Annotated in this window: 25 protein-coding genes and 1 tRNA gene; 17 read left to right on the top strand and 9 right to left on the bottom strand. The window is 61.9% G+C overall.

From position 1 onward, the window contains the following. Window positions 1-198 precede the first annotated feature (198 nt). The 6 genes from HPO_RS13455 to HPO_RS13430 all read right to left on the bottom strand — a co-directional run bounded on the left by HPO_RS13455 (window position 199) and on the right by HPO_RS13430 (window position 5,434). Window positions 199-867, bottom strand: a complete 669-nt coding sequence (locus HPO_RS13455; RefSeq protein ID WP_051612619.1) for a prepilin peptidase — start codon at window positions 865-867, stop codon at window positions 199-201. A 47-nt stretch (window positions 868-914) separates the two neighbouring features. Next, window positions 915-1,889, bottom strand: a complete 975-nt coding sequence (locus HPO_RS19865) for a family 16 glycosylhydrolase (protein ID WP_157532839.1) — start codon at window positions 1,887-1,889, stop codon at window positions 915-917. Further along, window positions 1,862-2,416 (bottom strand): sugar transferase, encoded by a 555-nt coding sequence (locus HPO_RS19860; RefSeq protein ID WP_051612617.1) that lies wholly within the window; start codon window positions 2,414-2,416, stop codon window positions 1,862-1,864. Before HPO_RS19860 ends, HPO_RS19865 begins: the two co-directional genes overlap by 28 nt. Before the next feature lie 347 nt (window positions 2,417-2,763). After that, window positions 2,764-3,351 (bottom strand): polysaccharide biosynthesis/export family protein, encoded by a 588-nt coding sequence (locus tag HPO_RS13440; protein WP_035599791.1) that lies wholly within the window; start codon window positions 3,349-3,351, stop codon window positions 2,764-2,766. A gap of 64 nt (window positions 3,352-3,415) precedes the next feature. Further along, entirely contained in the window at window positions 3,416-4,129 is a 714-nt protein-coding gene (locus HPO_RS13435) for a metallophosphoesterase family protein (protein ID WP_241767921.1), read from the bottom strand. Between the two features lie 279 nt (window positions 4,130-4,408). Then, the gene (locus HPO_RS13430; protein WP_035599789.1) at window positions 4,409-5,434 is read right to left on the bottom strand and encodes a glycosyltransferase family 2 protein; all 1,026 of its coding nucleotides are present in this window, start codon (window positions 5,432-5,434) and stop codon (window positions 4,409-4,411) included. Window positions 5,435-5,648: 214 nt separating this feature from the next. Here HPO_RS13430 and HPO_RS13425 point away from each other — a divergent pair, with 214 nt between their 5' ends. The 5 genes from HPO_RS13425 to HPO_RS13405 all read left to right on the top strand — a co-directional run bounded on the left by HPO_RS13425 (window position 5,649) and on the right by HPO_RS13405 (window position 11,485). Beyond that, window positions 5,649-5,939, top strand: a complete 291-nt coding sequence (locus tag HPO_RS13425; RefSeq protein WP_035599787.1) for a putative quinol monooxygenase — start codon at window positions 5,649-5,651, stop codon at window positions 5,937-5,939. Between the two features lie 22 nt (window positions 5,940-5,961). Further along, window positions 5,962-7,185: an acyl-CoA dehydrogenase family protein gene (locus HPO_RS13420; RefSeq protein ID WP_035599784.1), complete on the top strand. Its 1,224-nt coding sequence runs from the start codon at window positions 5,962-5,964 to the stop codon at window positions 7,183-7,185. A 37-nt stretch (window positions 7,186-7,222) separates the two neighbouring features. After that, window positions 7,223-8,668, top strand: coding sequence for an MFS transporter (locus HPO_RS13415; protein WP_035599781.1), 1,446 nt, complete (start codon window positions 7,223-7,225; stop codon window positions 8,666-8,668). A gap of 113 nt (window positions 8,669-8,781) precedes the next feature. Further along, a complete protein-coding gene (locus HPO_RS13410; RefSeq protein ID WP_241767920.1) occupies window positions 8,782-10,209 on the top strand; it encodes a Do family serine endopeptidase in 1,428 nt (475 codons plus the stop codon). Between the two features lie 175 nt (window positions 10,210-10,384). Continuing rightward, the gene (locus HPO_RS13405; RefSeq protein WP_035599772.1) at window positions 10,385-11,485 is read left to right on the top strand and encodes a DUF5694 domain-containing protein; all 1,101 of its coding nucleotides are present in this window, start codon (window positions 10,385-10,387) and stop codon (window positions 11,483-11,485) included. Window positions 11,486-11,488: 3 nt separating this feature from the next. On the opposite strand, the gene HPO_RS13400 is transcribed toward HPO_RS13405, so the two are convergent. Beyond that, a complete protein-coding gene (locus HPO_RS13400; protein WP_035599771.1) occupies window positions 11,489-12,325 on the bottom strand; it encodes a TauD/TfdA dioxygenase family protein in 837 nt (278 codons plus the stop codon). 60 nt (window positions 12,326-12,385) lie between these two features. Between HPO_RS13400 and HPO_RS13395 the strand changes: the two genes are divergently transcribed. From HPO_RS13395 to HPO_RS13385, 3 genes are read left to right on the top strand one after another with little or no spacing between them, the layout of a single operon-like run. Continuing rightward, window positions 12,386-13,696 (top strand): replication-associated recombination protein A, encoded by a 1,311-nt coding sequence (locus tag HPO_RS13395; protein WP_035599766.1) that lies wholly within the window; start codon window positions 12,386-12,388, stop codon window positions 13,694-13,696. Window positions 13,697-13,725: 29 nt separating this feature from the next. Then, on the top strand, window positions 13,726-14,610 hold the full coding sequence (locus tag HPO_RS13390; protein ID WP_162174047.1) for an aminoglycoside phosphotransferase family protein: 885 nt from the start codon (window positions 13,726-13,728) through the stop codon (window positions 14,608-14,610). Beyond that, window positions 14,607-15,338 carry an RluA family pseudouridine synthase gene (locus HPO_RS13385; protein WP_035599763.1) on the top strand — a complete coding sequence of 244 codons (732 nt, stop codon included), beginning with the start codon at window positions 14,607-14,609 and terminating at the stop codon, window positions 15,336-15,338. The genes HPO_RS13390 and HPO_RS13385 overlap by 4 nt, the downstream gene beginning before the upstream one ends. Here HPO_RS13385 and HPO_RS13380 read toward each other — a convergent pair. After that, on the bottom strand, window positions 15,323-16,327 hold the full coding sequence (locus tag HPO_RS13380) for an NAD-dependent epimerase/dehydratase family protein (RefSeq protein WP_035599759.1): 1,005 nt from the start codon (window positions 16,325-16,327) through the stop codon (window positions 15,323-15,325). The genes HPO_RS13385 and HPO_RS13380 overlap by 16 nt on opposite strands. A 110-nt stretch (window positions 16,328-16,437) precedes the next feature. Further along, a complete protein-coding gene (sppA, locus tag HPO_RS13375; protein ID WP_035599757.1) occupies window positions 16,438-18,216 on the bottom strand; it encodes a signal peptide peptidase SppA in 1,779 nt (592 codons plus the stop codon). Between the two features lie 196 nt (window positions 18,217-18,412). On the opposite strand from sppA, the gene HPO_RS13370 reads away from it, so the two are divergent. The 9 genes from HPO_RS13370 (at window position 18,413) to HPO_RS13330 (ending at window position 26,090) form a co-directional block, all read left to right on the top strand. Beyond that, window positions 18,413-18,486: transfer RNA gene (locus HPO_RS13370), tRNA-Gln, on the top strand. A gap of 190 nt (window positions 18,487-18,676) precedes the next feature. Beyond that, window positions 18,677-19,783 carry a hypothetical protein gene (locus HPO_RS13365; protein WP_035599754.1) on the top strand — a complete coding sequence of 369 codons (1,107 nt, stop codon included), beginning with the start codon at window positions 18,677-18,679 and terminating at the stop codon, window positions 19,781-19,783. 543 nt (window positions 19,784-20,326) lie between these two features. Beyond that, complete coding sequence (locus HPO_RS13360; RefSeq protein ID WP_035599751.1) at window positions 20,327-21,094, top strand: DUF3450 domain-containing protein; 768 nt, start codon at window positions 20,327-20,329, stop codon at window positions 21,092-21,094. A 36-nt stretch (window positions 21,095-21,130) separates the two neighbouring features. Beyond that, window positions 21,131-22,528: a MotA/TolQ/ExbB proton channel family protein gene (locus HPO_RS13355; RefSeq protein ID WP_035599746.1), complete on the top strand. Its 1,398-nt coding sequence runs from the start codon at window positions 21,131-21,133 to the stop codon at window positions 22,526-22,528. 35 nt (window positions 22,529-22,563) lie between these two features. Then, the gene (locus tag HPO_RS13350) at window positions 22,564-23,073 is read left to right on the top strand and encodes a MotA/TolQ/ExbB proton channel family protein (protein ID WP_035599743.1); all 510 of its coding nucleotides are present in this window, start codon (window positions 22,564-22,566) and stop codon (window positions 23,071-23,073) included. Continuing rightward, window positions 23,073-23,486 (top strand): ExbD/TolR family protein, encoded by a 414-nt coding sequence (locus tag HPO_RS13345; RefSeq protein ID WP_035599741.1) that lies wholly within the window; start codon window positions 23,073-23,075, stop codon window positions 23,484-23,486. The genes HPO_RS13350 and HPO_RS13345 overlap by 1 nt, the downstream gene beginning before the upstream one ends. A 9-nt stretch (window positions 23,487-23,495) precedes the next feature. Next, window positions 23,496-23,915 carry an ExbD/TolR family protein gene (locus tag HPO_RS13340; RefSeq protein ID WP_035599740.1) on the top strand — a complete coding sequence of 140 codons (420 nt, stop codon included), beginning with the start codon at window positions 23,496-23,498 and terminating at the stop codon, window positions 23,913-23,915. A gap of 12 nt (window positions 23,916-23,927) precedes the next feature. Further along, window positions 23,928-24,551: a TonB family protein gene (locus HPO_RS13335; protein ID WP_035599738.1), complete on the top strand. Its 624-nt coding sequence runs from the start codon at window positions 23,928-23,930 to the stop codon at window positions 24,549-24,551. Between the two features lie 135 nt (window positions 24,552-24,686). Further along, on the top strand, window positions 24,687-26,090 hold the full coding sequence (locus HPO_RS13330) for a tetratricopeptide repeat protein (protein WP_035599736.1): 1,404 nt from the start codon (window positions 24,687-24,689) through the stop codon (window positions 26,088-26,090). Window positions 26,091-26,204 lie beyond the last annotated feature (114 nt).

Genomic DNA, 26,204 nt, shown 5'->3' with positions numbered 1-26,204 from the left:
TGCGGTCAGGCCGGACGCTTACGGGCTACTCGCCCGCATCGCGCTTCGGGGCTGCCCTCACAGGTGGGCAGGGGTGGCAAGACGGCGTGCTGAAACGCGCGGCTCAAGGCGCGTGCTCTTCTGTCTCCTATGATGTTTGCAGAAGGCTTTGGCCGCCAGGGGTGTTTCTCCGGCCGGGGAAAGAGCCCCGCTGGCCAGTCATACCGGCAGGAGCTGAAGAAACAGCCAGACGATATACCCGCCCAGCGCGATCCATGGCCCGAAAGCGATCATGGAGTGCCCGGAGACAGCCTGGCGCTTGAGGGCCGCCCGGAGAACCACGCTCAGGATTGCGGCGAGCGATGCGATCAGCAGGACAGGGGGAATGCCTGTCAGCCCGGTCCACATGCCGATGGCGCCCAGCAGTTTGGCGTCGCCGCGGCCCAGCCCGTGTATGCCCCTCAGCCGCAGATAGCTGATCTCGACCAGCCAGAGCAGGCCAAAACCCGCCACTGCGCCGGCGAGATGCCAGACCCAGATCTCCTGCCGGAAGAGGGCGACCATGAGCCCGCCCAGAAGGAAGACCGCGAGGTTCAGCCCGTCGGGCAGCAGATAGCTGCGCAGGTCTATCAGCGCGAGCGCCAGAAGAAACCAGCCAAAAGTTATTGTAAAACAAAGAAATATAGGGCTTTCCGGTAATAGGAGTATGCTAGCGGCCGCCACTCCGGCGCCGCCAAGGCCGGCCAGGAACGGGCGCGGCCTGGCCACCGTCTCTCCGGGCGCGGCAGCCTTCCCAGCATATTTCACGGCCCATGCATCGAGGCCGGCGCCTGTCAGGAGGCCGGTGATCACGCCAGCCGGCAGAAGGAAAGGTTCAAGCCAGGTCATGGCCTGTCATAACCCGCCAATCCGGCCGCTGCCATTCCGGCAATCTCTCAGTTGGCGGCGCGGCCGGCATTGGCGGCAACCGGATCGAACGTGTCGGAACATTGCGACCCGGTATCGCCCGCTTTCAGATAGCTGATGCAGTAATACGCGGCGCGGGTGCCATCCTCGAAAGTGGGCAGGCCGTGCCATTGAAACTGTTCTTCCTGCCCGCTCCAGAGCTGGATGATGATCCGGCTGGGATGCTGCGGGATGGGGTGATCGTCATGCGTCGCCGTATGCATCAGCTCGCCGTCGACATACCAGCGGATCCGGTCGGGCTCCCAGTCAAAGGCATAAAGGTGAACTTCCTTGCTGGCATCGAAGGGCAGGGGAATCTCGAGATAGCGATAGGGCTCGCCATCGGTGAAATAGTTGGCGGTAACCATGTTGAGATCCTTGCCGAGGAATTCGATGTCGATCTCGTCATGCTGGGCGCCGAACTGTTCGGAGGTGTGGGTGAAAAGGGCGCTGACCGTGCCCGAGCCGGGCGCCGGCGTCATCACGACTTCGACCCGCCCGAAGGAATAGAGGCCGCGCCGCTGGTATTCGGCGCCGGCGAGCTTCTTGGCGCCCACGCGCATCCGGCGCAGCTCCAGCTCCACCCGGTCGTCGAAGAAATGAATATGCCGCGCCAGCCAGGCCGGATGCGGCGAGGGGTAGGTCATGTTGGCCTTGTACCAGCGGGTGGGATCGTGGCCGTCGCCGAAATTGTGAATGAAGGAGGCGCCCTCTGCAGCGTCGGACGCCATGGGCGGATAGCCCTCCGGAACGGGGATCTGTTCGGCGGGCAGGTGCGCCTCTTCATGCGGGTTAAGCGGAGCAACCACCCCCGGCGCAGACCCGACGGGCGCGGTCAGCACCGAGCCCGCCAGGAGCCCGGTCAGGATTATCCCAAACACAGCGCCAAGCCGGGCGGCGGTATCGTCGCTCAATTTCACCCAGCTACCCACGAACATCAGCCACTCAAAAACAGGCCCCGCCAAGAGCCTGTTCCCTCTAGATCCTGCTTCAAAAGGAAGTTGAAAAAGCGGCTCCCAGCAAGCCGCTTTTTTAGTCCCAGTTCTGTTACCAGGCGCCCTCGGATTTGAGCACTGCCGGGATAGTCTTGAGGATGATCATCACATCGCCCCAGGGGGGTGATGCGCGGGTCGTGCGTCAGCTTCTGTGTCAGTTCCCATTCGCGCTTGGCTTCCGGGTTGGAGTCCAGCAGCGCCTGCAGCCGTTCCGCCGCATCCGGCACCATGGAGCGCAGTTTGTAGCATTTGAACGTGCGGCCATGCTGGCCGTAGCGGGTGTGCGAGAAAATGGCTGCCTGACCGTCCTGAAGGCGGACCATCAGGGCAACGATCAAAAGCAACGGAGCGACAAAGATCAGGCCCAGCGAAGCGGCCATGATGTCGAGCGCGCGCTTCGCCGTGAACGAGTTGCGCGGGTTCGGCCGGCGCGGCTCGCTGATGACAAAGCCGTCCTCCTCGACACCGCCAGTCGTGTCGGTGATCCGGAATTCCATTGGTAGTCCCCTTTGTACTCTACGCCGCGTTACACTTGTTAATCCGCGCGACTGCTTTTCAGCCTTAGTCCCCATATGACCGGGCCGCGCGGAGCTCATGTATTGGCGTTTGCAATTCGTATACCACTTTCGCGTTTGCGAAATAAGGGCTTTCTTAAACTTTCTCCTCTCAGGCGAAGTATTCGTCAAATATTGGCACAGTCTGCCGCCCGGCGGGGCAGTTGCAATGGTTTATCGTTTGTTAAACATGAATGGATCGCAACGAGCTGTCCCATATTCGCTCAAGACACAAAAAAAGCGCCGCAATGAGCGGCGCTTTCTGTCCAGACTGTTGAGGGAATCGGTACTTAGAAAATCCGCTCACCGATTCGAATCGTGTCGCCGGGCTTCACCACCGTGGACGGGGTAAGATCGTAGGCGACCTCCTGATTGCCATCCATGCTCTTGATATACACGACGCGCTTGTTCGCCCGATAGGAGAACCCGCCCGCTGCTGCAACAGCGTTCTGAACTGTCAGACCGCTCGTATACGGATACTCACCGGGCCGGCCGACTTCACCAAGGATGTAATAGGGGCGGTAGTTGATCACTTCCACGCTCACGCGCGGGTCCAGCACATAGCCATCGGCGAGTTTGGTTGCGACGGCATTTTCCAGATCGACGGTCGAGAGGCCAACAGCGGCCACCTGGCCGATCAGAGGCAGCGAGATGGCGCCCGCGCCGTCCACTTCGAATTCACCCGACAGGGTGGGGTGGCCGAAGACGGTCACGCGCAGCCGATCGCTGGAACCCAGCGTGTAGGCTGTGGCGATCTGGGACTGGGTGGTTACGCCAGCGTCGCGGGCGCCGGCAGTGGGGCTGGTGGTGCCACAGGCAGAAACCATCAGTCCGAGGGCGAGGGCCATGGTGGCCAGAAAGGAGCGAAGCGTCAGCATGCTGCAGGGTCTCCTGAATTCGTTCACGGGATGACGGGGTCCCGGAAGCCATAATCACTAAATTTCAGGTATTAAGAAAAGCAACATCTGTGCCGAAAAGGCGCGCGGCCGAGAGCTTTCCGGTGAGGAACGCCCCTGTATCAAGGCCAATCCTGCGGTCATCTCTATGGATTGCGTCTTCCGGCGTGTGCCCGTGAACAATCAGGTGATCGAAGGGCAGTGCGTCGTCGAGGAACTCCTCGCGGATCCACAGCATGTCCCGCTGGCTCTGCTTTTCGAGGCTCAGTCCGGGCCGCAGGCCTGCATGGACGAACAGGTAATCGCCGGCGACATGATAGGGTTTCAGCGACTGGAAAAAGCTGAGATGGCTTTCTGGCAGACGTTCGCGGAAAGCTTCCCAGAGTTTGGTCCAGGCGTCGCGGACCTTGGCCATCTCTTCATGGGAATTCAGGCTGGCCCGGCTGTTGGGCGGGGCGAAGCCATAAGAATAGAGTGTCTCGCCGCCGCCAAAGCGCGTCCACTGGGTGCCGAAATTAACCTCCTGAAGGAAGCGGAGCAGCGCTTCTTCATGGTTCCCGAGCAGGAAAACGGGGTCATACCGGTCCAGGGCGCCGCTGGTGAAATACTCGATCACGTCGCGCGATTGCAGGCCGCGGTCGATATAGTCGCCCAGGAAAATGATCTGCGGCTTAACCCCTTCCGGGAGCTGCGCGGCATCAGCATCGATCTGCTCCACCAGGCGCAGCAGCAGGTCCATCCGGCCATGGATATCGCCCACTGCGTACAAGCACAGCCCTTCAGGAGCCTGGGTTATCCGCTGCAGGACGGGCGGAGCGCTGGGTGTTTCGCTGAAAGCGGCAACGTCTTCTTCGCGCGGGGATGTGCGAAATTGGGAAAGGATATTGCGACGCGCCGCGTCTGCCGAGCGGCTGAACTGGCCAAATCGGGCCCTCAAGGCATCCGCAAGCTTTCCTCTGGTCAAAACCATCATAGTAATCCCCGGTAGCGGGCAACTTATCCGATTAACCTTGTGAAACCAAGAAATCGGATGTGAGTTTTACCGCTTCCCGGCAACACTTTCCCAAGTAAATCCGGCCGCCCAGGCCAGATGCATTATGCCCGCAGCCACGCCTGAGAGCAGGCCGCAGAGCGATTTGTGCTTCCAGGCAATTGCCGCAGAGGCGCCAGCCAGCACGCTTAGATAGCCCGCAGGCAAGATGAATGCCTGCCACTGAAAGAGGCCCGCCACGAGGCCGGTCAGACAGAGTGCCAGTATCAAGATGGGCGCCGCTTGGCGCAGTTTCAATCTGGCCTTGTGTTTACGCAGGTTTTTCGCCCGGCCTTTACCATAGTTGAAATACTGCCGCGCCAGGGCTTTGACCGATCCGCGCGGTGTGTAGGCGATGCGGATATCGGCATCGAGCCACACCCTGCCGCCCCCCTTGCAGACGCGGTAATCGTATTCGGCGTCTTCATTGTGAGAGAAGGCTTCGTCATAGCCGCCCACGCTGCGGAACCAGACAATGTCAAAGCCGGCATGGTGGCCATGATCGACATATTGAGACTTGCGCCCGCCGCGATGGGCCGAGCCCCCCGAGCCGAGAAGTGTGTCGACGATCCAAGCGTTCGCCTTCTCGAAACAGGTCTCGCCGACAGCATCCATCGGGATCACGACGGAGGCGGCGCAGGTCCGCTTCAGCGCTTCGGCGACATGCAGGATGAAGTTTGGCGGATAAGTCGAATGGGCATCACACCGTATCAGCCAGCGCGTGCCGGGTGTGGCGTGCGCAGTGGCGGCAAGGTTGATCGCCGCAGATTGAAGCCGCTTCTCGTTTACCAACAGCCGCAGATTCGGGAACTCTGCCATCAGCCGCTTCACGATGGCGACCGTCTCATCCGTGCTGCCCCCATCGGCGACCGTCAGCGGGATAAGCCGGAGCAGGGGGCTGCCATTCATGAGAGAGCGAATGCATGTCTCAATATGGCGCGCTTCGTTAAGGGCAGGGATCACCGCGAGGATCGAGCTGGGGTCGACGCCTTGCGGTAGAGGTCTGAAAGTTGCCGTGTTTATGGAAGTCAGCATTGGTGTGTTGCCGGTTGATCGTTGCGTTCAAAAAAAACTAGAGCAAATTCCGTTCCACCCAACATAAGCAGGATAACAAATTCTCTAGATATCTGTAACTCCCGCAAGGCTCCGCCAGGCCGATCAAATCCTTGAGGGCTGACGCCGGGATAGGCTTGCCGCCGGGCGCGGACTCCATACTGTAGCGAAGAACGATAATTCGCGGAGGAACCTCATGATTGGCGTAGTCGCAAAGCTGAAAATCCAGGATGGCAAACAGGCTGAGTTTGAGCAGGTCGCCAAGGACCTGATGGCCAAGGTAAAGGCGAATGAGCCGGGCTGCCTGACCTACCAGCTCTACAAGACCAAAGGCTCGTCCACCGAATATATCTTCATGGAACAGTATGCTTCGGCCGACGCGCTGAAATCCCACGGCCAGACCGAGTATTTCAAGGCAGCTGGCCCCAAGCTGGGCGCTGTCCTCGCCGGCGCGCCCGACGTCCAGTATTACGACATCGTAGAATAACAGCCCAACCGGAGCCCCGCGCATGGACCTCTCGCTTTCGCCAGCCGATCAGAAGTTTCAGCAGGAAGTGCGCGACTGGATCGCGGAAAACTTCAATGCCGAACTGCGTGCGAAAATGGCGCTCACCAAGAATGGCTATGTCGACAAGGCAAGCCAGGTGGCCTGGCAGAAGAAGCTGGCGTCGAAAGGCTGGATCGCTCCCAACTGGCCGAAGGAATATGGCGGGCCCGGCCTCAGCGCCACCCAGCGTCATATCCTCCATGCCGAGCTTTCCGGCGCGGGCACGCCCAATGTCGCGCCTTTCGGGGTGTCGATGGTGGCCCCGGTCATCATGGCCTTCGGCAATGAGGCGCAGAAGAAGGAACACCTTCCGAAAATCCTGTCTTCCGATGTCTGGTGGTGTCAGGGCTATTCGGAGCCCGGCGCGGGGTCCGACCTTGCCGGCCTGCAGATGTCTGCGGTGCGCGATGGCGACGAATATGTGCTCAACGGCTCGAAGATCTGGACGACGCTGGCCCAGTGGGCCGACATGATCTTCTGCCTGGTGCGCACCGACAAAACCGGCAAGCCGCAGGAAGGCATCAGCTTCATCGTTTTCCCGATGACGCTGCCGGGGATCACCATCCGCCCGCTGCCCACGCTGGATGGGCCTGCCGAAGGCCAGCACGAGATCAATCAGGTTTTCTTCGAGAATGTCCGCGTCAAGATCAAGGACGCGCTGATCGGCGAAGAGAACAAGGGCTGGACCTATGCCAAATACCTGCTCGAGTTCGAGCGGGGCAATGCTTATGCCTCTGGCCTGCGCAACATGCTGCGCAAGGTGCGCAAGATCGCGTCCAAGGAAGTGGCCGGGGATGTGCCGGTCCTGCGCGACCCTGATTTTGCCCGCAAGCTGGCGCGCACCGAGATCCGTGTTGAAGCAATCGACGCCACCGAGCAGCGTGTGCTCTCGGCCCTGTCTGCGGGTCAGAATGTCGGCCCGGAAAGCTCGATGCTGAAATATCAGGGCTCCGAGGTTCAGCAGGAAATCACAGAGCTCGCGCTGGAGGCTGCCGGCATCTACGGCAATCCCTTCGTGCAGGATACGATTGCGCTGGCCGAGCCCGGCACCAATGCCGAATCTCCGACGCCGGAGCATCTCCTCACGGCGGCGCCGAGCTACTTCAATTACAGGAAGACCTCTATCTACGCAGGGTCCAACGAGATTCAGCGCAATATCATAGCGAAGATGGTGCTGGGCCTGTAACGGCTCAAGCAACACACTCTACATCGGGAGGAATTGAATGGCGGTTACCCAGGCTGGTAAGCCGGGCCTGTTCACGCGCTTGTCGTTTGGAATCGGCGGCGCGGCGGATGGCATCAAGAACAATGGCTTCGATTACGCGCTGTTGTTCTTCTACAGCAATATCATGGGCGTGGATGCCGGCCTGGTAGGCGTCGCCCTGCTGATTGCGCTGATCATCGATGCGGTGTCAGATCCCGTGGTCGGCTACTGGTCGGATAATATGCGCACCCGCTTCGGCCGCCGCCATCCATTCATGTATGCCGCGCTGATCCCGACGGCGATCACCTATTTCCTCACCTGGAACCCGCCGGAAGGCCTGACGGGCAATGATCTTTTCCCCTGGCTGGTGGCCACCACCATCCTCGTGCGGATCAGCTTCACCTTCTATGATGTGCCCAGTTCCGCCCTGTCTGCGGAACTCACCTCCGACTATGACGAGCGCACCTCGCTGATGTCGCTGCGTTACTTCTTCGGCTGGTTTGGCGGGCTGACGATCCAGATTCTGCTGTTCCGCTTCCTGCTTGTACCTACCGAGGAAATCCCGGTCGGGGTGTTCAACGTCGAGGGCTGGAACACCTATGGGCTCGTGTCGGCCATCTGTATTCTGACGGCCGTTGCCATCTGCGCCCTCGGCACGCACAGCCACATCCCCCGCCTGAAGGCGGCCCCGCCTGCGCGGAACCTGACGCTGGGCAAGATCTTTGGCGAAATCTTCGAGACGATCTCCAACCCGTCTTTCCGGGCGCTGTTCATCGCCACGCTTTGCGGCCTGATCGCCACCGGCATCTCCGCGACCCTCAACCAGTATATCAACACAATCTTCTGGGAGTTCGATAACACCCAGATCGCCAACCTCACCATGGGGGTCTATGTCTCAGCCATCCTTGCCCTGATCATCGCGCCGATCGTGGGCAAGACCTTCGGCAAGAAGCGCGGCGCCATGACCATTGGCGCGCTCGCCTTCACTATTGCGCCGCTCCCGGTCTTCCTGCGCCTCTTCGGCCTCCTGCCGCCGAACGGGTCGGACGAACTCTTCCTCATCATCATCTCGATCACGATCTTCGATCTCTCGCTGATCATTGCCACGCAGATGCTGCTCGGCTCGATGGTCGCAGACATCGTTGAGGATTCCGAGCTGCAGACCGGCCGGCGGTCGGAAGGCATCTTCTTTGCCGGCATCAGCTTCATCCGGAAGCTGTCGCAGGGGGCAGGGGTGATCACCGCCTCCATGGTGCTGGCGGTTGCCGGTCTTTCCCAGGGTGGGGGCGTTGACGCAGCCACACCGGAATCGATTCGCATGCTCGGCTGGGGCTATGGCATCTCGCTGCTCACCGCCTGGACCCTGATGCTCATCTGCATCAGCTTCTACCGCATCAGCCGCGAAAGCCATGCCGACAATCTCGAAAAGCTGAGACTGCGGCAGGCAGAACAGGATGCGCAGTAACCCGCCCATGCCGCCGCCGGGGACGTCCTTGCGTCCCTGCGGCGGTATGACCTGTCTGAAATGTCATGCGGGCGCGATTGCGCCATAATTCGCTCCGCAATAGAGCCATGATCATGACCCATCTCAAGATCATGACTCGACACGCTTCCAAGCTCCTCGCGGCCGCCTTCCTCGCCGTGATCATGGCCCTGACCATGGTAATCATGCCCGTCTTCGCGCAGGGCGCGCCGGCCGAGCGCGTGCCCGCCTCGACGGCCGAAATCAGCCTCACCTTCGCGCCCCTCGTGCGCCAGGCCTCGCCCGCCGTCGTCAACGTCTACACCGAGAAGAACGTCGCCCAGCGCGGCATGACGCTGGAACAGATGATGTTCGGCGTGGCCCCGCAAAGCCGGGTGCAGAATTCGCTCGGCTCCGGCGTCATCGTCGGCGCTGATGGCATCATCGTCACCAACAACCATGTCATCCAGGGCGCCGACACCTTCCGCGTCGTCCTCAGCGACCGGCGCGAATACGCTGCCGAACTGCTGCTGGGCGATGAGCGCACCGACCTTGCCGTGCTGCGCATCAACACCGAAGGCCAGCGCCTGCCGGTGCTGCCTTTCGCGGATACGCGTGACGCACAGGTCGGCGATCTCGTCCTCGCCATCGGCAACCCCTTCGGCGTCGGCCAGACGGTCACCAACGGTATCATCTCCGCCACCGCGCGGACGGACGTTGGCATCAACGACTACTCGTTCTTCATCCAGACCGATGCGGCCGTGAACCCCGGCAATTCCGGCGGCGCCCTCGTCAACACGCGCGGCGAACTTGTCGGCGTGAACACGGCGATCTTCTCGCGCACCGGCGGCTCGGTCGGCATCGGCTTCGCGATCCCGGCGGAGATGGTCAAGCGCGTGGTCGATGCTGCCGTCAACGGCGGCACCTTCGTGCGCCCCTGGCTCGGGCTGGCCGCCCAATCGGTCAGCTTTGACATTGCCAAGGCGCAGGGCCTCTCCCGCCCTGTCGGCGTGATGGTCACCGAAGTCTATCCCGATGGCCCGGCCGAGCGCGCCGGCCTGCGCCGCGGCGATCTCGTCACCGCGATTGATGACCGGGAAGTGTTCGACGAAAAAGGCCTGAAATTCCTCGCCGCCATCCGCAATCCGGGCGAGCAGGCAAAGCTTTCGATCCTGCGCGGCGGCAAGAACCAGACCATCAATGTGAGGGTCGAGCCCCCGCCGGGCGCCACCGAGGCCGATGTGGTCCTCCTCACCAACGGGTCGGTCTTCAACGGCGCCCGCGTGATCGAACTCTCGCCGCGCCTGGCTGAGGAAAATGGCCTGGATCCCTTCACGCGTGGCTCGGGCATCTACGTTCACTCCGTCACGCGCGGCACCATCTCGCGCAACTATTTCCGCCCCGGCGACATCATTCGCTCCGTGAACGGAAAGCAGACCAAGACAGTGAAGGAAATTCAGGAAGTCCTGAAACAGAACACCCGCGAATGGGACATCGAAATCGAACGCAACGGCCGCGTCGTACGGGGCACGGTCCGCACCTGATCCGCCCGCAAAGGGGCGTAACCTTCGACACGCGCGGCGGGCGCCAGTCCGTCTGAGGACAGGGCTCCTGCTGTGATCGCGGCCCGCCGTCTCCCCCACATCTTTATTTCAGCCCGTGTGCATCCAAAAGGCCTCCCGGCCGCATCTGCTCTCTGTGATAATGCGGGAGATCGCCATGAAATTCATCCAGGCCCTTGCAGCAGCGTCCCTGTTGCTGATTGCTCCGGCTTTTGCCGGCTCGCCGTCGGAAGCGTTCGATCCGCGCAGCCTGCAACAACGCCTGCATGGCGCGCCGGCACAGCTTCTGGTGTTGGGCACCCCCCACCTTTCCGGCGCGCCGGAGGATTTCGACCCCGCCGTGCTGGAGCCGCTGCTGCAGCGCCTTGCCGCTTTCGCGCCGGATGTGATCGCGATCGAAAACCTCTCTGGTGAGAGTATCCGCGCGCTCAAGGACTATGAGGCGATCTATCAGGAGACGGCTGATGTCTACAGTGGCCGCCTGCTCAAGGGTGCCGCGCTCGCCGCTGGGCAGATTGGTCTCGACCTGCCGGCCGCAGAAGCAGAGGTGCGCCGGACACTCGCAGAGTTTCCAGATGCGCCATCACCTGCGCAGCGGCGCCAACTGGCCGCGCTCTTTGCCGCTTCGGGCGATACGCATTCCGCCCTGGTCCAGTGGTGGCGCCTGCCGGAAGCGGAGCGGGTGGCTGCGGACGGAATTTCTCCGGAACTTGCCGCGTTCTTGGGCGAATATGATGCCCGCCGGAATGAAAGCCATCTGATCGGGGCGCGGCTCGCCGAGCGTCTCGGTCTGGAACGGGTCTATCCGGTAGACGATCATCACAGTGATGACCTGATCTATCCCATCATTCCACAGTTGAGCGAGTTCTTTGAAGCTCAGAACATCGGCGCCGTTTTTGAGATGCCTGAATATCAGCGGCTGATCCAGGCCACAGACCGGCTTCGGACGCCGGAGGAAGCGCTGGACACATATCGCTACCTCAATTCGCCGGAGGCGGGCCAGCTCGACGTCGCGCTGCAATGGGCGCTGCTGATCGACCGGCCCTCGCCGGATCATGCGGGCCGGGTGCGCATGGCCGAATGGGAGGCGCGCAATCTTCGGCAGGTGGCTCATATCCGCGAGGCGATGGCCCATGCGCCTGGAGGGCGCGTGCTCGTGATCATCGGCTCGGCGCACAAGCCCTGGCTCGACGCCTATCTCGCCATGATAAGCGACATCGAAGTGGTCGATGCGGCGGCCGTTCTCGGGGAGCCCTGACTGTTACGCCGCCCCGATCGTCGTGCGGTGCAGCAGCCGGTCATGGCCGGCATAGCCGCCGGTGGCCATGTGCAGCGTGCAGCGATTGTCCCACATCAGCAGCATGCCTTTCTGCCAGCGGTGGCGATACTGAAACTCCGGCCGCGTCTGCCAGCGGTAAACCTCCGTCACGATGTCCCAGCCTTCCTGCTGGTCCATGCCTTCCACGCCGACAATATAACCCGCGCAGCCAAACAGGCTCTCGCAGCCCGTTTCCGGATGTATACGGATGAAAGGGTGGGCGTAGGTTGCCTCGGCCTCGTCGGACGGGCGGATATCCATGCTGCGGCCCTTGTCGCCGGCGCCATACATGCCCTTTGACGAATAGGCATTGCGCGCTGAGTGGATCGCCTTCTTCCCCTCGATGCGGCGGCGCAGGTCTGTGGGCATTTCGGCCAGCGCCTTATACTGGTTCACGAACAGCGTATCGCCGCCCTCGGGCGGTATGGTGATGCCATAAAGGCAGGTGCCCTGCGGCGGCCTCTCCTGAAAGCTCCAGTCCGAATGCCAGCTTTCGGCAAAGATCGGCGAGGTTTCATCCGCCGCCCGTTTCACCGCGATGATATGCTGGCGCCCCGGTATCGGCGCGATGAACGGATCGTCGCCAAACGGACCGAAGGCTAGCGTGAAGCGTTCCAGATCATCCTCGCTCAGCTGCTGATCCGGAAAGCAGATCACCTGATGCCCGAGCCAGGCGCCACGGATATCCGCGGCAAGATCAGCGGAGATGGGCTGTGAAAGATCCACGCCGCGCACCTGGGCGCCGCAGGCCATATCGGATGGGATAACAGTCAGGGTCATTTTATATTTCCTCCCAATCCCCACCTTACCACGCCCCGCCCAAAGTCCTAGAACACACCCATGAGCGATCTTTTTTCCGCCGCCGGCCTCGAAGAAGGCGCGCCCCGCCCGCTGGCAGACCGGCTGCGCCCGAAGAAGCTGTCCGAAGTGGTCGGGCAGGGGCATCTGATCGGGCCGGATGGGCCCATCGGGGCCATGCTGCGCAATGGGCGCCTCGTTTCCATGATCCTCTGGGGCCCGCCCGGCGTCGGCAAGACGACGATAGCCCGGCTGCTGGCGCAGGAAACGGATCTTGAGTTTGAGGCCCTCTCGGCCATCTTCTCCGGCGTCAAGGATCTGCGCGCCGCCTTCGAAAAGGCCGAGGCCCGCCGCCGCATCGGCAAGGGCACGCTCCTCTTCGTAGACGAGATCCACCGCTTCAACCGCGCCCAGCAGGATGGCTTCCTGCCTTTCGTGGAAAGCGGCACGGTCACGCTGGTGGGCGCCACCACCGAGAACCCCAGCTTCGAGCTCAACGGCGCGCTGCTCTCCCGCTGCCAGGTCATGGTGCTCAAACGCCTTGAAGACACCGACCTGCGGGAGCTGATCACACGCGCCGAAAAGGCAATGGGCCGCCGCCTGCCGGCCGTGCCCGAAGCGCGCGAAGCGCTGATCCGCATGGCCGATGGCGACGGGCGCTACCTCCTGAACCTCGTCGAACAGGCCTACGCCATGCGCGGCGAGCCCGGTCTGCTGAGCTTGGAGGAAATCGCCACCGGCCTGCAGAAACGCGCTGCCGCCTATGACAAGGACAGGGAAGAGCACTATAACCTCATCTCTGCCCTGCACAAATCCGTGCGCGGATCAGATCCCGATGCGGCGCTCTACTGGTTCGCCCGCATGCTGGAAGGGGGCGAAGACCCGCTCTTCATCGCCCGCCGTCTCATCCGCATGGCAAGCGAGGATATCGGCCTTGCTGACCCCACCGCCCTGATGATCTGCGGCGAAGCGGCCCGCGCCTACGAACGTCTTGGCTCGCCGGAAGGCGAACTGATGCTCGCCCACGCCGTCATCCACCTGGCCACTGCGCCCAAATCCAACGCCGCTTACGTCGCCTACAAGGCCGCCCGCCGCGCCGCCGCCGAAACCGGCAGCCTGATACCGCCGAAACACATCCTCAACGCGCCCACCTCCATGATGAAAGATCAGGGCTACGGCTCCGGCTATGTCTATGATCACGATACGGAGGAAGGCTTCTCAGGCCAGGACTATTTCCCGGACGCCATGGGCCGCCAGGAATTCTACACCCCCAAAGGCGCAGGGCGCGAGAAGCCGATTGCAGATCAGCTTGCGCGGTTTGCAGAGATGCGGCACAGGCGCGGGGAAGGATGAGGCCTGGCCCGAAAGCGCCATTCCTGCAGATGTCGGAAGCCACCCCCCTCCAGCCCCTCGATGTGCAGACTGCGGCGGATCTGATCAACCGGCAGTTTCCGGAACTGGCGAGACTTGAAATCCGTTTGCAGCCTTCGCTGGGAACGGACAATACCATTGTTCGCATCGGCAGGGATCTTTGCGCCCGCTTCCCCAAAGCTGCGTGGGCCACCGGCACCGCGCAGCGGGAGACAGGTGTTCTGCCTCGCATGGGTCGCGCTCCGATTGCCGTTCCCGCGGTTTATGGTGCCGGTCAGCCGAGTGAAACCTACCCTCATTCCTGGTCTGTGCTGAGCTGGCTGCCTGGAATTCCGCTTACAGACGGCGCCCTTGCTGATCCTGCCGCCGCTGCGGGACAGCTTGCCGGATTTCGCGCGTTCCTGCGAAGCGTGCCACCCGATGATGCCTTCCGTTTTTGCCCCGGCAACAATTGGCGGGGCGCGCCGCTTTCGGTTCGCACCGGGTCATTTCAGGCCGCTCTTGCCCGGTTGCCGGACGTCGATGCTGCCTGGGCAAACCGGCTCTGGTCGCAGGCGCTCCGCGCAGAGGCGCCATTCTCGCCCGCCTGGTTGCACGGCGATATCCATCCTGGAAACATACTTGTCGAAAACGGCCAGTTATCCGGCGTTATCGACTGGGGGCTTTGCGGGGTGGGCGATGCGGCCTGCGACCTTCTCAGTGCCTGGGCGATGTTTGACGCGCCCGCGCGGGAAATTTTCCGCGCCGCGCTTGGCGCAAGCGAAGCAGAATGGCTGCGCGGCGCCGGATGGGCCTTATCAATGGCGGTGATCTTTCTACCATACGCCTATGAGAATGGCCTTCCCTGTGACATGTCGGAAAAGATGATAGAGCGCCTCATGGAAGATTTCGCATGACCCGCAACCGCGACATTCCCTCGCTCAGCGCCGAAGCTGCCGCCCTCGCGCGTAGCCTGCTGATCCATGAGGATGCGGCTGTCCTGGCGTTCAACAAGCCCTCCGGCATGGCGTCTCAGGGTGGGGGCGGGGTGGGCCAGTCGCTGGATGATCTGCTCTGGGCCTTTGCCAAGTCCAATGGCAAACGCCCGCGCCTTGTCCACCGGCTGGATCTTGGCACCTCCGGTGTCATCATCGCCGCGCGCACCCAGCCGGCCGCCGCATTCCTCTCTGCCGCCTTTGCCGGCCGCGATACACAGAAAACCTATCTGGCGCTGGTGAAAGGAAAAATTCCGCAGGCAGAGCATGGGGTGATCGACGCTGCCCTCGTCAAGGTCGAGGAAGGCGGGCGCCCGCGGATGATCCTCGCTCGCGAGGGCCGCAAGGGCGCCCAGAGCGCGCGGACGGGGTGGAAAATTCTCGCCCGCAATGGCGATCAGGCCCTCATGCAGCTCTCCCCGGAAACCGGCCGCATGCACCAGATCCGGGTGCATCTCATGTCGCTCGGCTGCCCCATCCTGGGCGATGGCCTCTATGGCGAAGGGCAGGCAACCGGCGCCCGCGTGATGCTGCATGCCGCCCGCCTGGAAGTGCCCCATCCCGAGGGCGGAACGCTGGCGCTCGAGGCGCCGGTGCCGGATGATTTTCGTCAGGCCGCCGCCCGCGCAGGCGTTCAGGCTGGCTTGTAATAGTCCCGGTACCAGTCGACGAAGCGGGCAATGCCCGTGCGATAGTCCGTGTCCGGCGTATATCCCGTGAGGGCCTGAAGCAGGCGCACATCGGCAAAGGTCTGCTTCACATCGCCCGGCTGCATGTCCAGCATGTTCTTTTCCGCCTTGCGGCCAATGGCTTCCTCAATCGCGTCGATATAGTCCATCAGGCGCACAGGATTGGCATTGCCAATGTTCACGAGCCGGTAGGGCGCCACGGGCGAAAGGGAATCCCCCCGGATAAGGTGATTGCCGATCTGTGGCGGAACATCCATCAGCCGGCGGATCGCCTCTACCAGATCATCGATATAGGTAAAGTCGCGCAAGAGGTCGCCATGATTGAACACGTCGATCGGCTGACCCTTGAAAATCTTGTCCGTGAACAGAAAGAACGCCATGTCCGGCCGGCCCCAGGGCCCATACACGCTGAAAAAGCGCAGCACCGTTGTGGGCACGCCATAAAGATGGGCATGGCTGTGCGCGATCAGTTCGCTCGCCAGCTTCGTCGCCGCATAGATGGTCAGCGGGTAGGGCGCCGAGTCGCGCTCTTCGAACGGGAACTTCTGGTTCGCCCCATAGGCCGAGCTGGTCGATGCCAGCACCAGATGCTGCGTGTTATAGCGGCGGGAAAATTCGATGACATTGAACGAGCCGACGATATTGGCGTCGATATAGTCGCGCGGATGATCGAGGCTGTAGCGCACGCCCGCCTGCGCCGCAAAATGCACCACCATGTCGGGCGTATCGCGCCGGAACACCGCTTCGAGCGCCTCGCTGTCCTCGATGCGGATACGCTCCAGCTGAAACCCTTCGAACGCGGTCAGGCGGGCGGCGCGGTCTTCCTTCAGCTGCGGGTCGTAATAAGGGGTGAAACAGTCCACGCCGGTCACGCTATGGCCTTCTTTGAGAAGCCGCAGCGCCATCTCGCTCCCGATGAAGCCGGCCGCGCCGGTTACGAGGATTTTCATGTCAGTCTCATCTCAAATCGCGCCCGGCGCACTAGCCACCACTTGCCCCGAATGTGCAACACCCCCGCCAGTTGGGCGAGGGTGCGCGGCAGGTCAATTGCAGCCAGCAATCAGCGTTCGCGGATGCGCGGCCCGATGGCCATGGCCTGTCCGGAGTTCATCGCTTCTGCGGTGGCGAGTTCTTCCAGCAGCACCTGGGTGCGCTCGTCGCCTGCGAAGGCGCTGATGACGGCGGCGGCGCGGGCAGTTTCTGCGGAGACGCCGAACAGGTCTTCCAGGGCTTCAAAGCCGGTCTTGCGGTAGGGGTAGAAGGCAAGGCGCGGTTTCACGTCAGCTTCGATACCGGCCAGGGATTTGGCCTTCTCGATGGCGTCCATGAAGGTGCCGATCTCGTCGACGAGGCCTTGCTGCTTGGCCGCTTCCCCGGTCCAGACGCGGCCGCGGGCCACTTCATGCACCTGGTCATAGGTCATGCCGCGGCCTTCGCCGACATGGGCAAGGAACCGGTCATAGCCGCGCTTCAGGCTGGCCTTCACTTCGGCTTCCTGGCTTTCGGTGAAGGGCGCGGTGCCCCAGGCGGAGGCAAAGTCGCCACCAACGGTCACGGTGTCGAAGGTGACGCCGATCTTGTTGAAGGTGCCATCAATGGCCAGCTTGCCGCCGAAGATGCCGATCGAGCCGGTCAGAGTGGCGCGGTTGGCGAGAATGGCGTCCGCGCCGGTCGACACATAATAGCCGCCCGATGCGGCCAGGCTGCCCATCGAGACGACGACCGGTTTGCCCGCTTCCTTGGCCCGCTCCACAGCGCGCCAGATCTGGTCAGATGCCGTCGGAGAGCCTCCGGGGCTGTCGACCCGGAAGACGATGGCTTTCACGTCCTCATCTTCAGCCGCGTCGAGAATCGCGCGGGCGATCACGTCCGAGGCAAACGCCGGCGGGTCGGAGAAGGGCGAGCTGCTGGTCGCGCCGCCGGTGACGATGGCGCCTTCGCCGCCGATCACCGCAATCAGCGGGGCTTTGCTGTTATACTTCGCAGGCGAAGTATAGGCGGCCAGGTCGATCAGTTCGGCATCGTCGCTGCCGGCACGTTCCTTGGCGGCTTCCTGCGCGTCTTCCGGCCAGCCGAGCTTGTCGATCAGTTTCAGCTCGACGGCGTTTTCAGCCGTTTTCGGGCCGCTTTCCAGAATCGTGCGCAGCTGTCCCGGCTCCAGGCCGCGATCTGCCGCGATGTCGCTCAGCGCGGTGGCCCAGATGGAATTGGCCAGCGCTTCCATCGCTTCGCGGTGGGGGCCGGTATAGCTCGTCTCATTATAAGAGTTGGGCGCGTTCTTGTATTCGTAGAGAGGATAGACCTGCGGCTCCAAGGCGATCTTGTCGAACAGGCCCTTGTAGAACTCGGTCTCGAACACGACGCCGGTGACCATCAGATCGGTGCCCGGCTGCATCCAGATTTCATCGGCTGCGGCGATCGAGTGAAACGCCGAAGGGCCGCTGGCCCCGAACATGCCCTGGGAATGGGCAATGACGAATTTGCCCGACCCCTGGAAGCTTTTCAGCGCCTGGCGCAGTTCTTCGGCGCGGCTCGTGCCAAAGCCCATATCGGCGCCGCGGATATAGATGCCTTTCACCGACTTGTCGGCTTCGGCCTCTTTCAGCTTCAGCAGCAGGTCGATGAAGCCGGGCGTGCCGGAAAGGGCGGCGAATCCGCCAGAGGGCGCCTGATCGGGATAGTTGGCGTTCAGGTCCAGCGTCAGGACAATATTGGCGGGGTGGGGCGGCTTGGCGCTGACGGCCATGCCGATAAGCGTGAAAAGAAAAAAGAAGCCTAGGACGATGAACAGGATCATCGCCGTGAAGGCGCCTGCCATGGACAGCAGAAAAGTTTTCATTTCCGGGAGGCCTTCCTTGAGGGCGCGCGGAGTGCGCAAACGGGTTCTGGAATGATATTGTTGATAATCGATAAAATGTAAAGACCTGCTATGCTGCGGGCGCTTGCCGCAGCCTTTCAGATGAAATCCGTGTGCAAAACGCTGGAAGCGGGTGTTGCCAGCGCAATAAAGGTTGGCTATCTGGCGCTTCCACTGTTGGGGTGTCGCCAAGTGGTAAGGCAGCGGTTTTTGGTACCGCCACCCTAGGTTCGAATCCTAGCACCCCAGCCACTCTCTCCTGCATCTGTCTCTTTCTTGGTGCCTTGTCCCGTTGTCTGGGCCGAAGGGGCGGCCTTGTTTCTTCTATTGCGTTTGATTGAAGCCGGGGTTTCTCTGGTTGCGCGCGCCGCTTGTTTTCAGGCTCGGGCACAAGGCCGGTGGGGGCGCGCAGGTTCGCCGATAACCGGCGAGGGGGGGCAATATGAAGAATCTCGCGAAACAGCGCCTGGCGTTTGCCGGCATTGCCGGGCTGATGCTCGGTGTTTTCGGCGCGCCGGTCATGGCGCAGGGGGAGGAAGCGCCCGCCCCCTGGATCCCGATGAAGACCACCAGCGGCTGCACCTTCTTTCTCTACGATTATGATGACCCGGCCGGCTCCTGGTACAAGGAAGCGGGCTGGACCTGGACGGGCGGCTGCGCAAACGGCGTTGCCTCCGGCTCAGGAGACCTGACCACACAGCGCATCGATAGTGGTGGGGGGAGTTATTCGACGGGCTATCGCGGCGCCTTGATCGGCGGATATATGAACGGGCGCATCGAAGAGATCCACAACGGCAAGATGCTGGCGAGCTATTACTGGCAGTCTTTCGACATGGGGTGCGGAGACGCAGCGCACTTTGTCTATTGCGTGCCTGCAACCCTCACGCCGGCATCTGCGCCAGCGCCGGCGGCTCCGACAGCGGCGTCATCCTCCTCGCGCCTGGGCACCGATACCGCCGCAATAAAGGCGGTCCTGTCCGGGGCCTCTGAAGACCGCGTATTCGCCATGCTGGCGGAGCTGATCGAGACCGGCCAGATGGATCTGGCGCGGGAGGCCGAGGTGCAACTGGCCCGGCGGTATCCGAACTCGCCGCTGATCTCTGTCGCGCGCCAGCTGCTGGACGCCTTGAAAACCGGGCCTTCGGTGCCCACCGGCGCCAGCGGGACAAGGGTGACCCATGATTTTCTGCGCCAGGCCGCTGAGGCGACCTACGGCAATGCGACGAATATCAGCTCAGGTGGATTGCCTGCCTATGAGGTGATGGTGGTCCGCGACGGGAACCGCCTTCCTGTTGTTGTCGAGCTTTCCGGCAACATGGAATATCTCTGGGTGTCCGTGCGCCTCACCGATCGTCCGGTGTCTCCGGAAGTCGCCTCGCGCGCCCTGCAGAGAGTGAAGGATTTGCAGCCCACAATGATGTGGGAATTCAACGGGCTGCGCATCGGGCGCGCGATCGCCAATGAGGGGCTCACGGCGGAAGAAGTCCGTCAGGCGATTGATCAGGTGACGGCTGACGCGCTCGCCACCGTTGACCTCTGGGGGAATTGAATCGCCGCGATAAGGTGAGTGGCTTGCCTTAAAAAAGATATATTCAGCCCGACTAATGCCCCCTTATGCGGCATCGCTGCCCCATTAAGCTGCATCTGACATGCCAGCGCATGTAAACTTGTCATGTTCGGTCGCTAGAGGGGCCCAGCCGGTGCTTTGAGTGGCGCCGGAAACGAACTGCGCGGGGCTGGTTGCGTTACAATGTGGTCAGGATATTTTCTAAGGAATGGTAAAGCCTGATTGATCCGAAATTAGAGGATTGTTACCGTCAGGGTTCACAGCTAAGGCCTTTCGGCGCTCCGCAGCAGAATGCCGCTGGGTCTATCAGACAAGAATAGAGGACGGACAGCGTCCCGTTACCATGCAGGGGAGGTGATTGGGTTTTGATTCTCCCATCCACTTCCGGGTTCACTTTGCGGCTCTGTGTGTGTGAGCCGGCATAAGATCGGGACGGCCTCGTGAGCAGGCTCGCCCGCAACCAGGATTTACGCGCCCCGGAGAGGGTGCGTCACCGTTTGTTTGGAGAGTTGAGAGGCTAACCTCATGAAGAAACTTCTTTCACCCGCTCGCAGCGTGATCGCTGCCGCGCTGATCGCCGGGCTGGCCATTCCAGCTCAGGCTCAATTCCGCGAGGCGCTGAACACGGGCGAGCAAGCGACCCGGAGAGCCGAACAGATCCAGGATCAGATCAACCAGCTGGATGATCAACGTTCGGATATGGTTCGCGAATACCGCACGCTCCTGCAGCGTCGCGACGCTGCTGAGCTCTTTGCAAAGCAGCAGGAACTCGTCGTGCAGAGCCAGCGGGAAGAGATTGCCTCGCTCACCGAACAGCTCGGCTCGATCGACGACATCACCGCGCAGACTGTCCCGATGCTGCTCGGCATGATCGAAGACCTGAAGCTCTTTGTTGCCGCCGACCTGCCTTTCAAGATGGAAGAGCGTAACGCCCGCCTTGAAGCGCTGGACGGCGTGATGCGCAGCCCGAACGTTTCTGCCTCCGAACAGTACCGCCTGATCATGGAAGCCTACCAGGCTGAGATGGAATACGGCCGCACGATCGACACCTGGCAGGAAGAGATCTCCATCGACGGCAACCCGACCACCGTGGACATGTTCCTCTATGGCCGTGTTTCTTACGTCTACCTGACGCCGAACGGCAGAGCTGCCCGCTTTGACCGCGCCACCGGTGAGTGGGTCAACCTGCCTGGCAGCTACGTGCCGGAAGTCCAGCGCGCCATCCGCGTCGCTCAGGGCAAGGCCCAGCAGGTCGTTCTGTTCGCCCCGGTCCAGAAGTTCTCGGTCCAGTAAACGGCCCGAACCGTCAGACACAAAGGTTTTCAAAACATGTTCAAGTTCAAATCCTCTCTGAAGGCTCTGGGTGTTTCTGTCCTCGTTGCGGCAACTGCTGCCACGATGGCGCCCCCGGCCGTCGCTCAGACCCTTTCTGAAGTGCTCGCTGCGGTTCGCCGCGACTCCGAGCAGATGTCCGCCGCTGACCAGGCTCGCCTGCGCGAATTCCAGCAGGACACCGCCAGCCAGTCCGCCCGTATGGCCGAAGCTCGCAACGCGCTCGCCGCTGCTGAAGGCCGCGCCGCAGCTCTCAGCCGCGAGTTCGATGCCAACGAAGCCCAGCTCGGCGCTCTGGAAGCAGAAGTTTCGGCTCAGGCCGGTGACTTCCAGGAACTGCTTGGCCAGTTCCGCTCGGCAGCCGGCGCCACGATGCCGGAAATCGCCAACTCGGTCGCCAACTTCGACTATAAAGACCGCGTGGAAGCCATCGCCGAGATCGCTGAAGCCCGCGTCCTGCCGACCCGCGCCCAGCTGGAGCGTCTGCCCAAGGCAATGCTGCAGGAAATGATCGCCCAGTCCGAAGTCAAGACCTTCACCGCGACGGTCAACGGCATCGGCGCTGACGGCTCGAATGGCGAAGCTGAACTGATCCGCGTCGGCGTGTTCACCGCCGCCACCACCGCTGGACGCGACTTCGTCGAAGTCCGTGGTGGCCAGGGTTCCGACACCTTCCTGCAGGTCTTCGCGAAACAGCCGGGCGGCGCTTACTCCTCCGGTATCGCTTCGCTGATCCGCGCGGGTGAAGGCGAAGTCGTCCGCGCTCCGGTCGATCCGTCGAAAGGCAACCTCTTCGGTATCCTCGGCGACCTGCCGACCTTCGGTGATCGTCTGAAACAGGGCGGTGAAGTCGGTGCCGTGATCGCCACTCTGGCCGTCGCCGGTATCCTGCTCGGCCTGTTCAAGATCTTCACCCTCTTCACCATGGGCGGCGCAATGCGCGGCACGGCGAAAACCCGCCAGGCCGGCACCGGCAACCCGCTGGCCCGCGTGTTCGAAGTCTACGAGAACAACCGCAATGCCGATGTTGAAACCCTCGAGCTGAAGCTGGACGAGCAGATCCTGCGCGAAAGCCCCCGCATCGAGCGCTTCAACGACATCATCAAAGTGCTTGCTGCCGTCGCGCCGCTGCTCGGTCTTCTGGGTACGGTCGTCGGTATGATCATCACCTTCACCGCCATCACCATCTACGGTGCCGGCGATCCGAAGCTGATGGCTGGCGGTATCTCGGTCGCTCTCATGACCACGGTGTTCGGTCTCGTCGCAGCTATCCCGCTGCTTCTGATCCACGCTGTTGTCTCGGCCATGGCCCGCGGCAACCAGCAGCTCCTCGACGAGCAGGCCGCTGGCCTCGTCGCCGAGAAGATGGAATCCGTCCACGGGGGCCGGGCATAAGCCCGCCCCTCAGAGCGCTCGAGGAGTAACCCGATATGGGTTTCCAAGACCTACAAGCCTTCCTTGATCGTGGCGGTCCCGTTCTGATCGTCATCATGGCTGCCACATTCATCATGTGGGCCCTGATCCTGGAAAGGCTGTTTTACTTCCGCTTTGCTCACAAGCAGGTGGCAGCTGAAGCGATCGCCGAGTGGCGCGCGCGGTCGGACCGCAAGTCCGTCCCCGCCCACTGGATCCGCGACAAGCTCGTCTCCGAAGTGCGCGCCAAGGCGGAGGCGAATGTCCAGCTGACGAAAGCAATGGTGGCCCTTGCGCCATTGCTGGGCCTGCTGGGCACAGTGACGGGCATGGTGGCCGTGTTTGATATCATGGCCATCACTTCCGGTGCAGATGCGAAGGCCATGTCGGCCGGTGTGTCGCGCGCCACGATCCCGACCATGGCAGGCATGGTGGCCTCCCTGTCCGGCATCCTGTTCACATCGGGCATGGACCGGCGGGTGAACCGCGCTGTCCAGGCGGTCGAAGATGAGATGGAGATCGGCTGATGCGTGGACGTTCCGCAAGACCTCCCGAGGAGGCCAATGTTGACCTGACGCCCATGCTGGACGTCGTCTTCATCCTCCTCATTTTCTTCATCGTGACGTCGACCTTTGCACGTGAGGAGGCGATCGGCCTTGAGCCGCCGCCGCCGCCGTCTCCTGACCAGGAGCAGCAGCAGACCCAACAGGCGATCCTGATCTTCATTGATGAGTCCAATCTCATCACGGTGAACGGTCGCCCGACGGATATCGGCTCGGTGCGTGCAAATATCGAACGCGTGGTCGCAGAAAATCCGCAAAGTGCGCTTATCATTCAGGCTCACCCCAAAACCCGTAGCGGTATTGTGGTGAAGATCCGTGACGAGGCGTACAATGCGGGCTTCCGCGATCGTGTGAACATCGTCATTTCGCAGACCTAGGAGACCCCAATGGCCAGAAAAAAACGCTTGGCAACGGGTGGGGGCAGCGCCGAGGATGACGTGAACCTGACGCCCATGCTGGACGTCGTGTTCATCCTGCTCATCTTCTTCATCGTGACGGCCCAGTTCATCAAGGAACCGGGTGTGCCGATTGTCCGTCCGGATGTGGATAACAAGGCAGCGGCCAAGCCGCTCGCCATCCTCATCGCGATCGACAAGAACAGTGAAATCTACATCGACAAGCAACGCATCAACCCGAATGAGCTCGGCTTCGTGCTCAAGGAAATGCGCCTCGACAATCCGCGGGGCGAGGTGGTGATCCAGACCGATGTGGACGCTGAGGCGCAGGTAATGGTTGACGTAATGGAAGCCATCAACAAGATTGATGGTGACACCGTCATCAATATCTCCGCGAAAACGTCGGGTTAGGGAGGATCGGGCATGTTCAATAATCCTTTCATGCGTCTGCTGGTCGGGGTGGTTCTCGCGATCCCGATCGTGGTGGTGATCTTCCTGCTTATGAACTCGCTGATTTCGGTCGACGAGATCGAGCTTGCCGAAGGTGAAACCCGGACCCTGGCGGCGATCACGCCGCAGAAACAGGACACCGAGGTGCGTACCCGTACACGGACGCCGCCCAAGAAGATCGATGCTGCGCAGAAGCCGCCGCCGCCGCCGAAACAGTCTGCCACGAAGTCGAGCATCAACCTGCCGACTCCGAAGATCGAGGGCGGCGTGCCGCAGAACCTTGATCTTGGCCGGATGAACTCGCTGGCGATCGACCCGGTTGCCGTGTCCGACCGTGACGCGCAGCCGATCCGCCCGCCGACGCCTTCGTTCCCGCAGCGTGCGGCTGAACGTGGCCTCTCGGGCAGTTGCGATGTGCGCTTTGACGTGGATACCCGCGGCAAGCCGTACAACATCGTGGCAACCTGCACCGACAGCGTCTTCAAGTCGGAAGCCGAACGCGCCGTGTCGCGCGTGGAGTTTGCGCCGAAGATCGTTCGCGGCCAGGCGGTTGAGCGCCGGAACGTTGTCTACCCGCTGGAATTCAAGATCCAGTAGGGCCCCCATCGGGTGATGGCTGCTGTTTCAGCGGCAGCCATCAGCCCCTTCGACGGAATTGCCGGTAGGGCTCAGGGGCCGGGCCGGCGATCCATCAGGTCCAGTATGCCGCTTTGGCGGTGAGGAGAAAAAACGATGCAACTCAAGGCAATCCTTAAAGGGGCGATCGTAGCGGGGGCGATGGCAGTCATGGGTGCAGGATCTGCGCTCGCGCAGGCCTGTACGGAGACCACCTTCAGCGCCAAGACGGGCCAGACCTATCTTGAAGCTGAAACCGCAGCGATGGCGAACAAAGACTGGGCGACGGCAATCGCGAAGCTGAACCAGCTGCGCGCCGGCGAGCTCAACTGTTATGAAGAAGGCGCGGTTATCCGCCTTTCTGCCTACATCAAGATCGAACAGGGCGACCGCGCAGGCGCCGTCCGCGATCTTCTGGATGCAATCAACAAGGGCTATATCCCGGCTGATCAGCGCGCCCAGACCTACTACAACATTGCCCAGATCTATCTGCAGGATGAAAACCTGGCTCAGGCGCTCGACTACATGACGCGCTGGATGCAGGCTGGCGGCAAGCCGGACCGGACGCAGAAATGGCAGCTGGCCGTGCTCAACCAGCGCGCCAACAAGAATGCCGAGGCCATTCGCTGGGCCGAGGAAGTCCGCCGTGACGATGGCGCCAAGTTCGACCAGCAGCTCTATGACCTGCTCGTCTTCCTGTACAACGACACCGGCAACAAGGCGAAGCTGGCCGAGGTGCTTGAAGCCCTCGTCGAGCGGAACCCGAAAGAGCGCAAATACTGGGATGCAATTGCCGGCAACTACTTTGCTGGTAACGAGGAGCGCAAGGCGTTCGAAGTCCAGAAGGCTATGTATCTCGGCGGTCTCTTGACCACCGAAGACGAAATCATGCGCATTGTGAACTTCTACAACCGCTTCAACGCGCCCTATCACGCTGCCCGCGTGCTCGAGAAGGAAATGAATGCCGGTCGGATCAAGAAGTCGGTTGAGCGCATGTCCCTCCTGGCAGACTTCTACCAGGTGGCCCGTGAGCATGAGAAAGCCATCCCGGTGATCCGTCAGGCCGCTGAAATGGGCGGTGGCGGCGCGATGTATGAGCGTCTCGGCGCTTCCTACAGCGAGCTGCAGAAATGGCCGGAAACCGAAGAGGCGCTCCAGCGCGCACTTCAGCTCGGCGGCGTAAAAGACCGGGGCAATGCCTGGGTCCGGATCGGCCAGTCGCGCTATGAGCGTCGGGATCGTGCCGGTGCCCGCGAAGCCTTCCGTCAGGCCAATAATGCCGGTGGCCGCGGCTGGCTCGCCTTCATGGACTCCGAAGAATACACGCGCGACGCGCTTGTCTGCTTCGAGGTTCAGGCCGCGATGCTCAACGTTCAGAACGAAGAGAAGATCTGCAAGAAGCTCCAGGCCCTTGGCGACAACATGCCGGAAGGCTGTAGAACCGTTGAAAACCGCCTGAAGGCAGCTGAGGCGAAGTTCAACGAAACGCCTGAGTGCAAGCGCGCCGCCCAGCCGGTCTGATCCGGCAGGCGGGCCCTGGCCCCCTTGAGCAAGTCTAATGGAAAGCCCCGGCCGTCTGGTCCGGGGCTTTCTGCATCTGGCATCCGGCTTGTCACCGCCCGTCCGGAAGTGTCC

The sequence above is a fragment of the Hyphomonas polymorpha PS728 genome, from assembly GCF_000685315.1.
Lineage (GTDB): Bacteria > Pseudomonadota > Alphaproteobacteria > Caulobacterales > Hyphomonadaceae > Hyphomonas > Hyphomonas polymorpha.
This window is presented reverse-complemented; position numbering and strand designations above follow the sequence as displayed.

Bases quoted from the DNA above. Each gene is read 5' to 3' on its own strand.
- HPO_RS13455 (WP_051612619.1), bottom strand. From the start codon at position 867: ATGACCTGGCTTGAACCTTTCCTTCTGCCGGCTGGCGTGATCACCGGC.
- HPO_RS19860 (WP_051612617.1), bottom strand. From the start codon at position 2,416: ATGGAATTCCGGATCACCGACACGACTGGCGGTGTCGAGGAGGACGGC.
- HPO_RS13440 (WP_035599791.1), bottom strand. From the start codon at position 3,351: ATGCTGACGCTTCGCTCCTTTCTGGCCACCATGGCCCTCGCCCTCGGA.
- HPO_RS13430 (WP_035599789.1), bottom strand. From the start codon at position 5,434: ATGCTGACTTCCATAAACACGGCAACTTTCAGACCTCTACCGCAAGGC.
- HPO_RS13425 (WP_035599787.1), top strand. From the start codon at position 5,649: ATGATTGGCGTAGTCGCAAAGCTGAAAATCCAGGATGGCAAACAGGCT.
- HPO_RS13420 (WP_035599784.1), top strand. From the start codon at position 5,962: ATGGACCTCTCGCTTTCGCCAGCCGATCAGAAGTTTCAGCAGGAAGTG.
- HPO_RS13415 (WP_035599781.1), top strand. From the start codon at position 7,223: ATGGCGGTTACCCAGGCTGGTAAGCCGGGCCTGTTCACGCGCTTGTCG.
- HPO_RS13410 (WP_241767920.1), top strand. From the start codon at position 8,782: ATGACCCATCTCAAGATCATGACTCGACACGCTTCCAAGCTCCTCGCG.
- HPO_RS13405 (WP_035599772.1), top strand. From the start codon at position 10,385: ATGAAATTCATCCAGGCCCTTGCAGCAGCGTCCCTGTTGCTGATTGCT.
- HPO_RS13400 (WP_035599771.1), bottom strand. From the start codon at position 12,325: ATGACCCTGACTGTTATCCCATCCGATATGGCCTGCGGCGCCCAGGTG.
- HPO_RS13395 (WP_035599766.1), top strand. From the start codon at position 12,386: ATGAGCGATCTTTTTTCCGCCGCCGGCCTCGAAGAAGGCGCGCCCCGC.
- HPO_RS13390 (WP_162174047.1), top strand. From the start codon at position 13,726: ATGTCGGAAGCCACCCCCCTCCAGCCCCTCGATGTGCAGACTGCGGCG.
- HPO_RS13385 (WP_035599763.1), top strand. From the start codon at position 14,607: ATGACCCGCAACCGCGACATTCCCTCGCTCAGCGCCGAAGCTGCCGCC.
- HPO_RS13380 (WP_035599759.1), bottom strand. From the start codon at position 16,327: ATGAAAATCCTCGTAACCGGCGCGGCCGGCTTCATCGGGAGCGAGATG.
- sppA (WP_035599757.1), bottom strand. From the start codon at position 18,216: ATGAAAACTTTTCTGCTGTCCATGGCAGGCGCCTTCACGGCGATGATC.
- HPO_RS13365 (WP_035599754.1), top strand. From the start codon at position 18,677: ATGAAGAATCTCGCGAAACAGCGCCTGGCGTTTGCCGGCATTGCCGGG.
- HPO_RS13360 (WP_035599751.1), top strand. From the start codon at position 20,327: ATGAAGAAACTTCTTTCACCCGCTCGCAGCGTGATCGCTGCCGCGCTG.
- HPO_RS13355 (WP_035599746.1), top strand. From the start codon at position 21,131: ATGTTCAAGTTCAAATCCTCTCTGAAGGCTCTGGGTGTTTCTGTCCTC.
- HPO_RS13350 (WP_035599743.1), top strand. From the start codon at position 22,564: ATGGGTTTCCAAGACCTACAAGCCTTCCTTGATCGTGGCGGTCCCGTT.
- HPO_RS13345 (WP_035599741.1), top strand. From the start codon at position 23,073: ATGCGTGGACGTTCCGCAAGACCTCCCGAGGAGGCCAATGTTGACCTG.
- HPO_RS13340 (WP_035599740.1), top strand. From the start codon at position 23,496: ATGGCCAGAAAAAAACGCTTGGCAACGGGTGGGGGCAGCGCCGAGGAT.
- HPO_RS13335 (WP_035599738.1), top strand. From the start codon at position 23,928: ATGTTCAATAATCCTTTCATGCGTCTGCTGGTCGGGGTGGTTCTCGCG.
- HPO_RS13330 (WP_035599736.1), top strand. From the start codon at position 24,687: ATGCAACTCAAGGCAATCCTTAAAGGGGCGATCGTAGCGGGGGCGATG.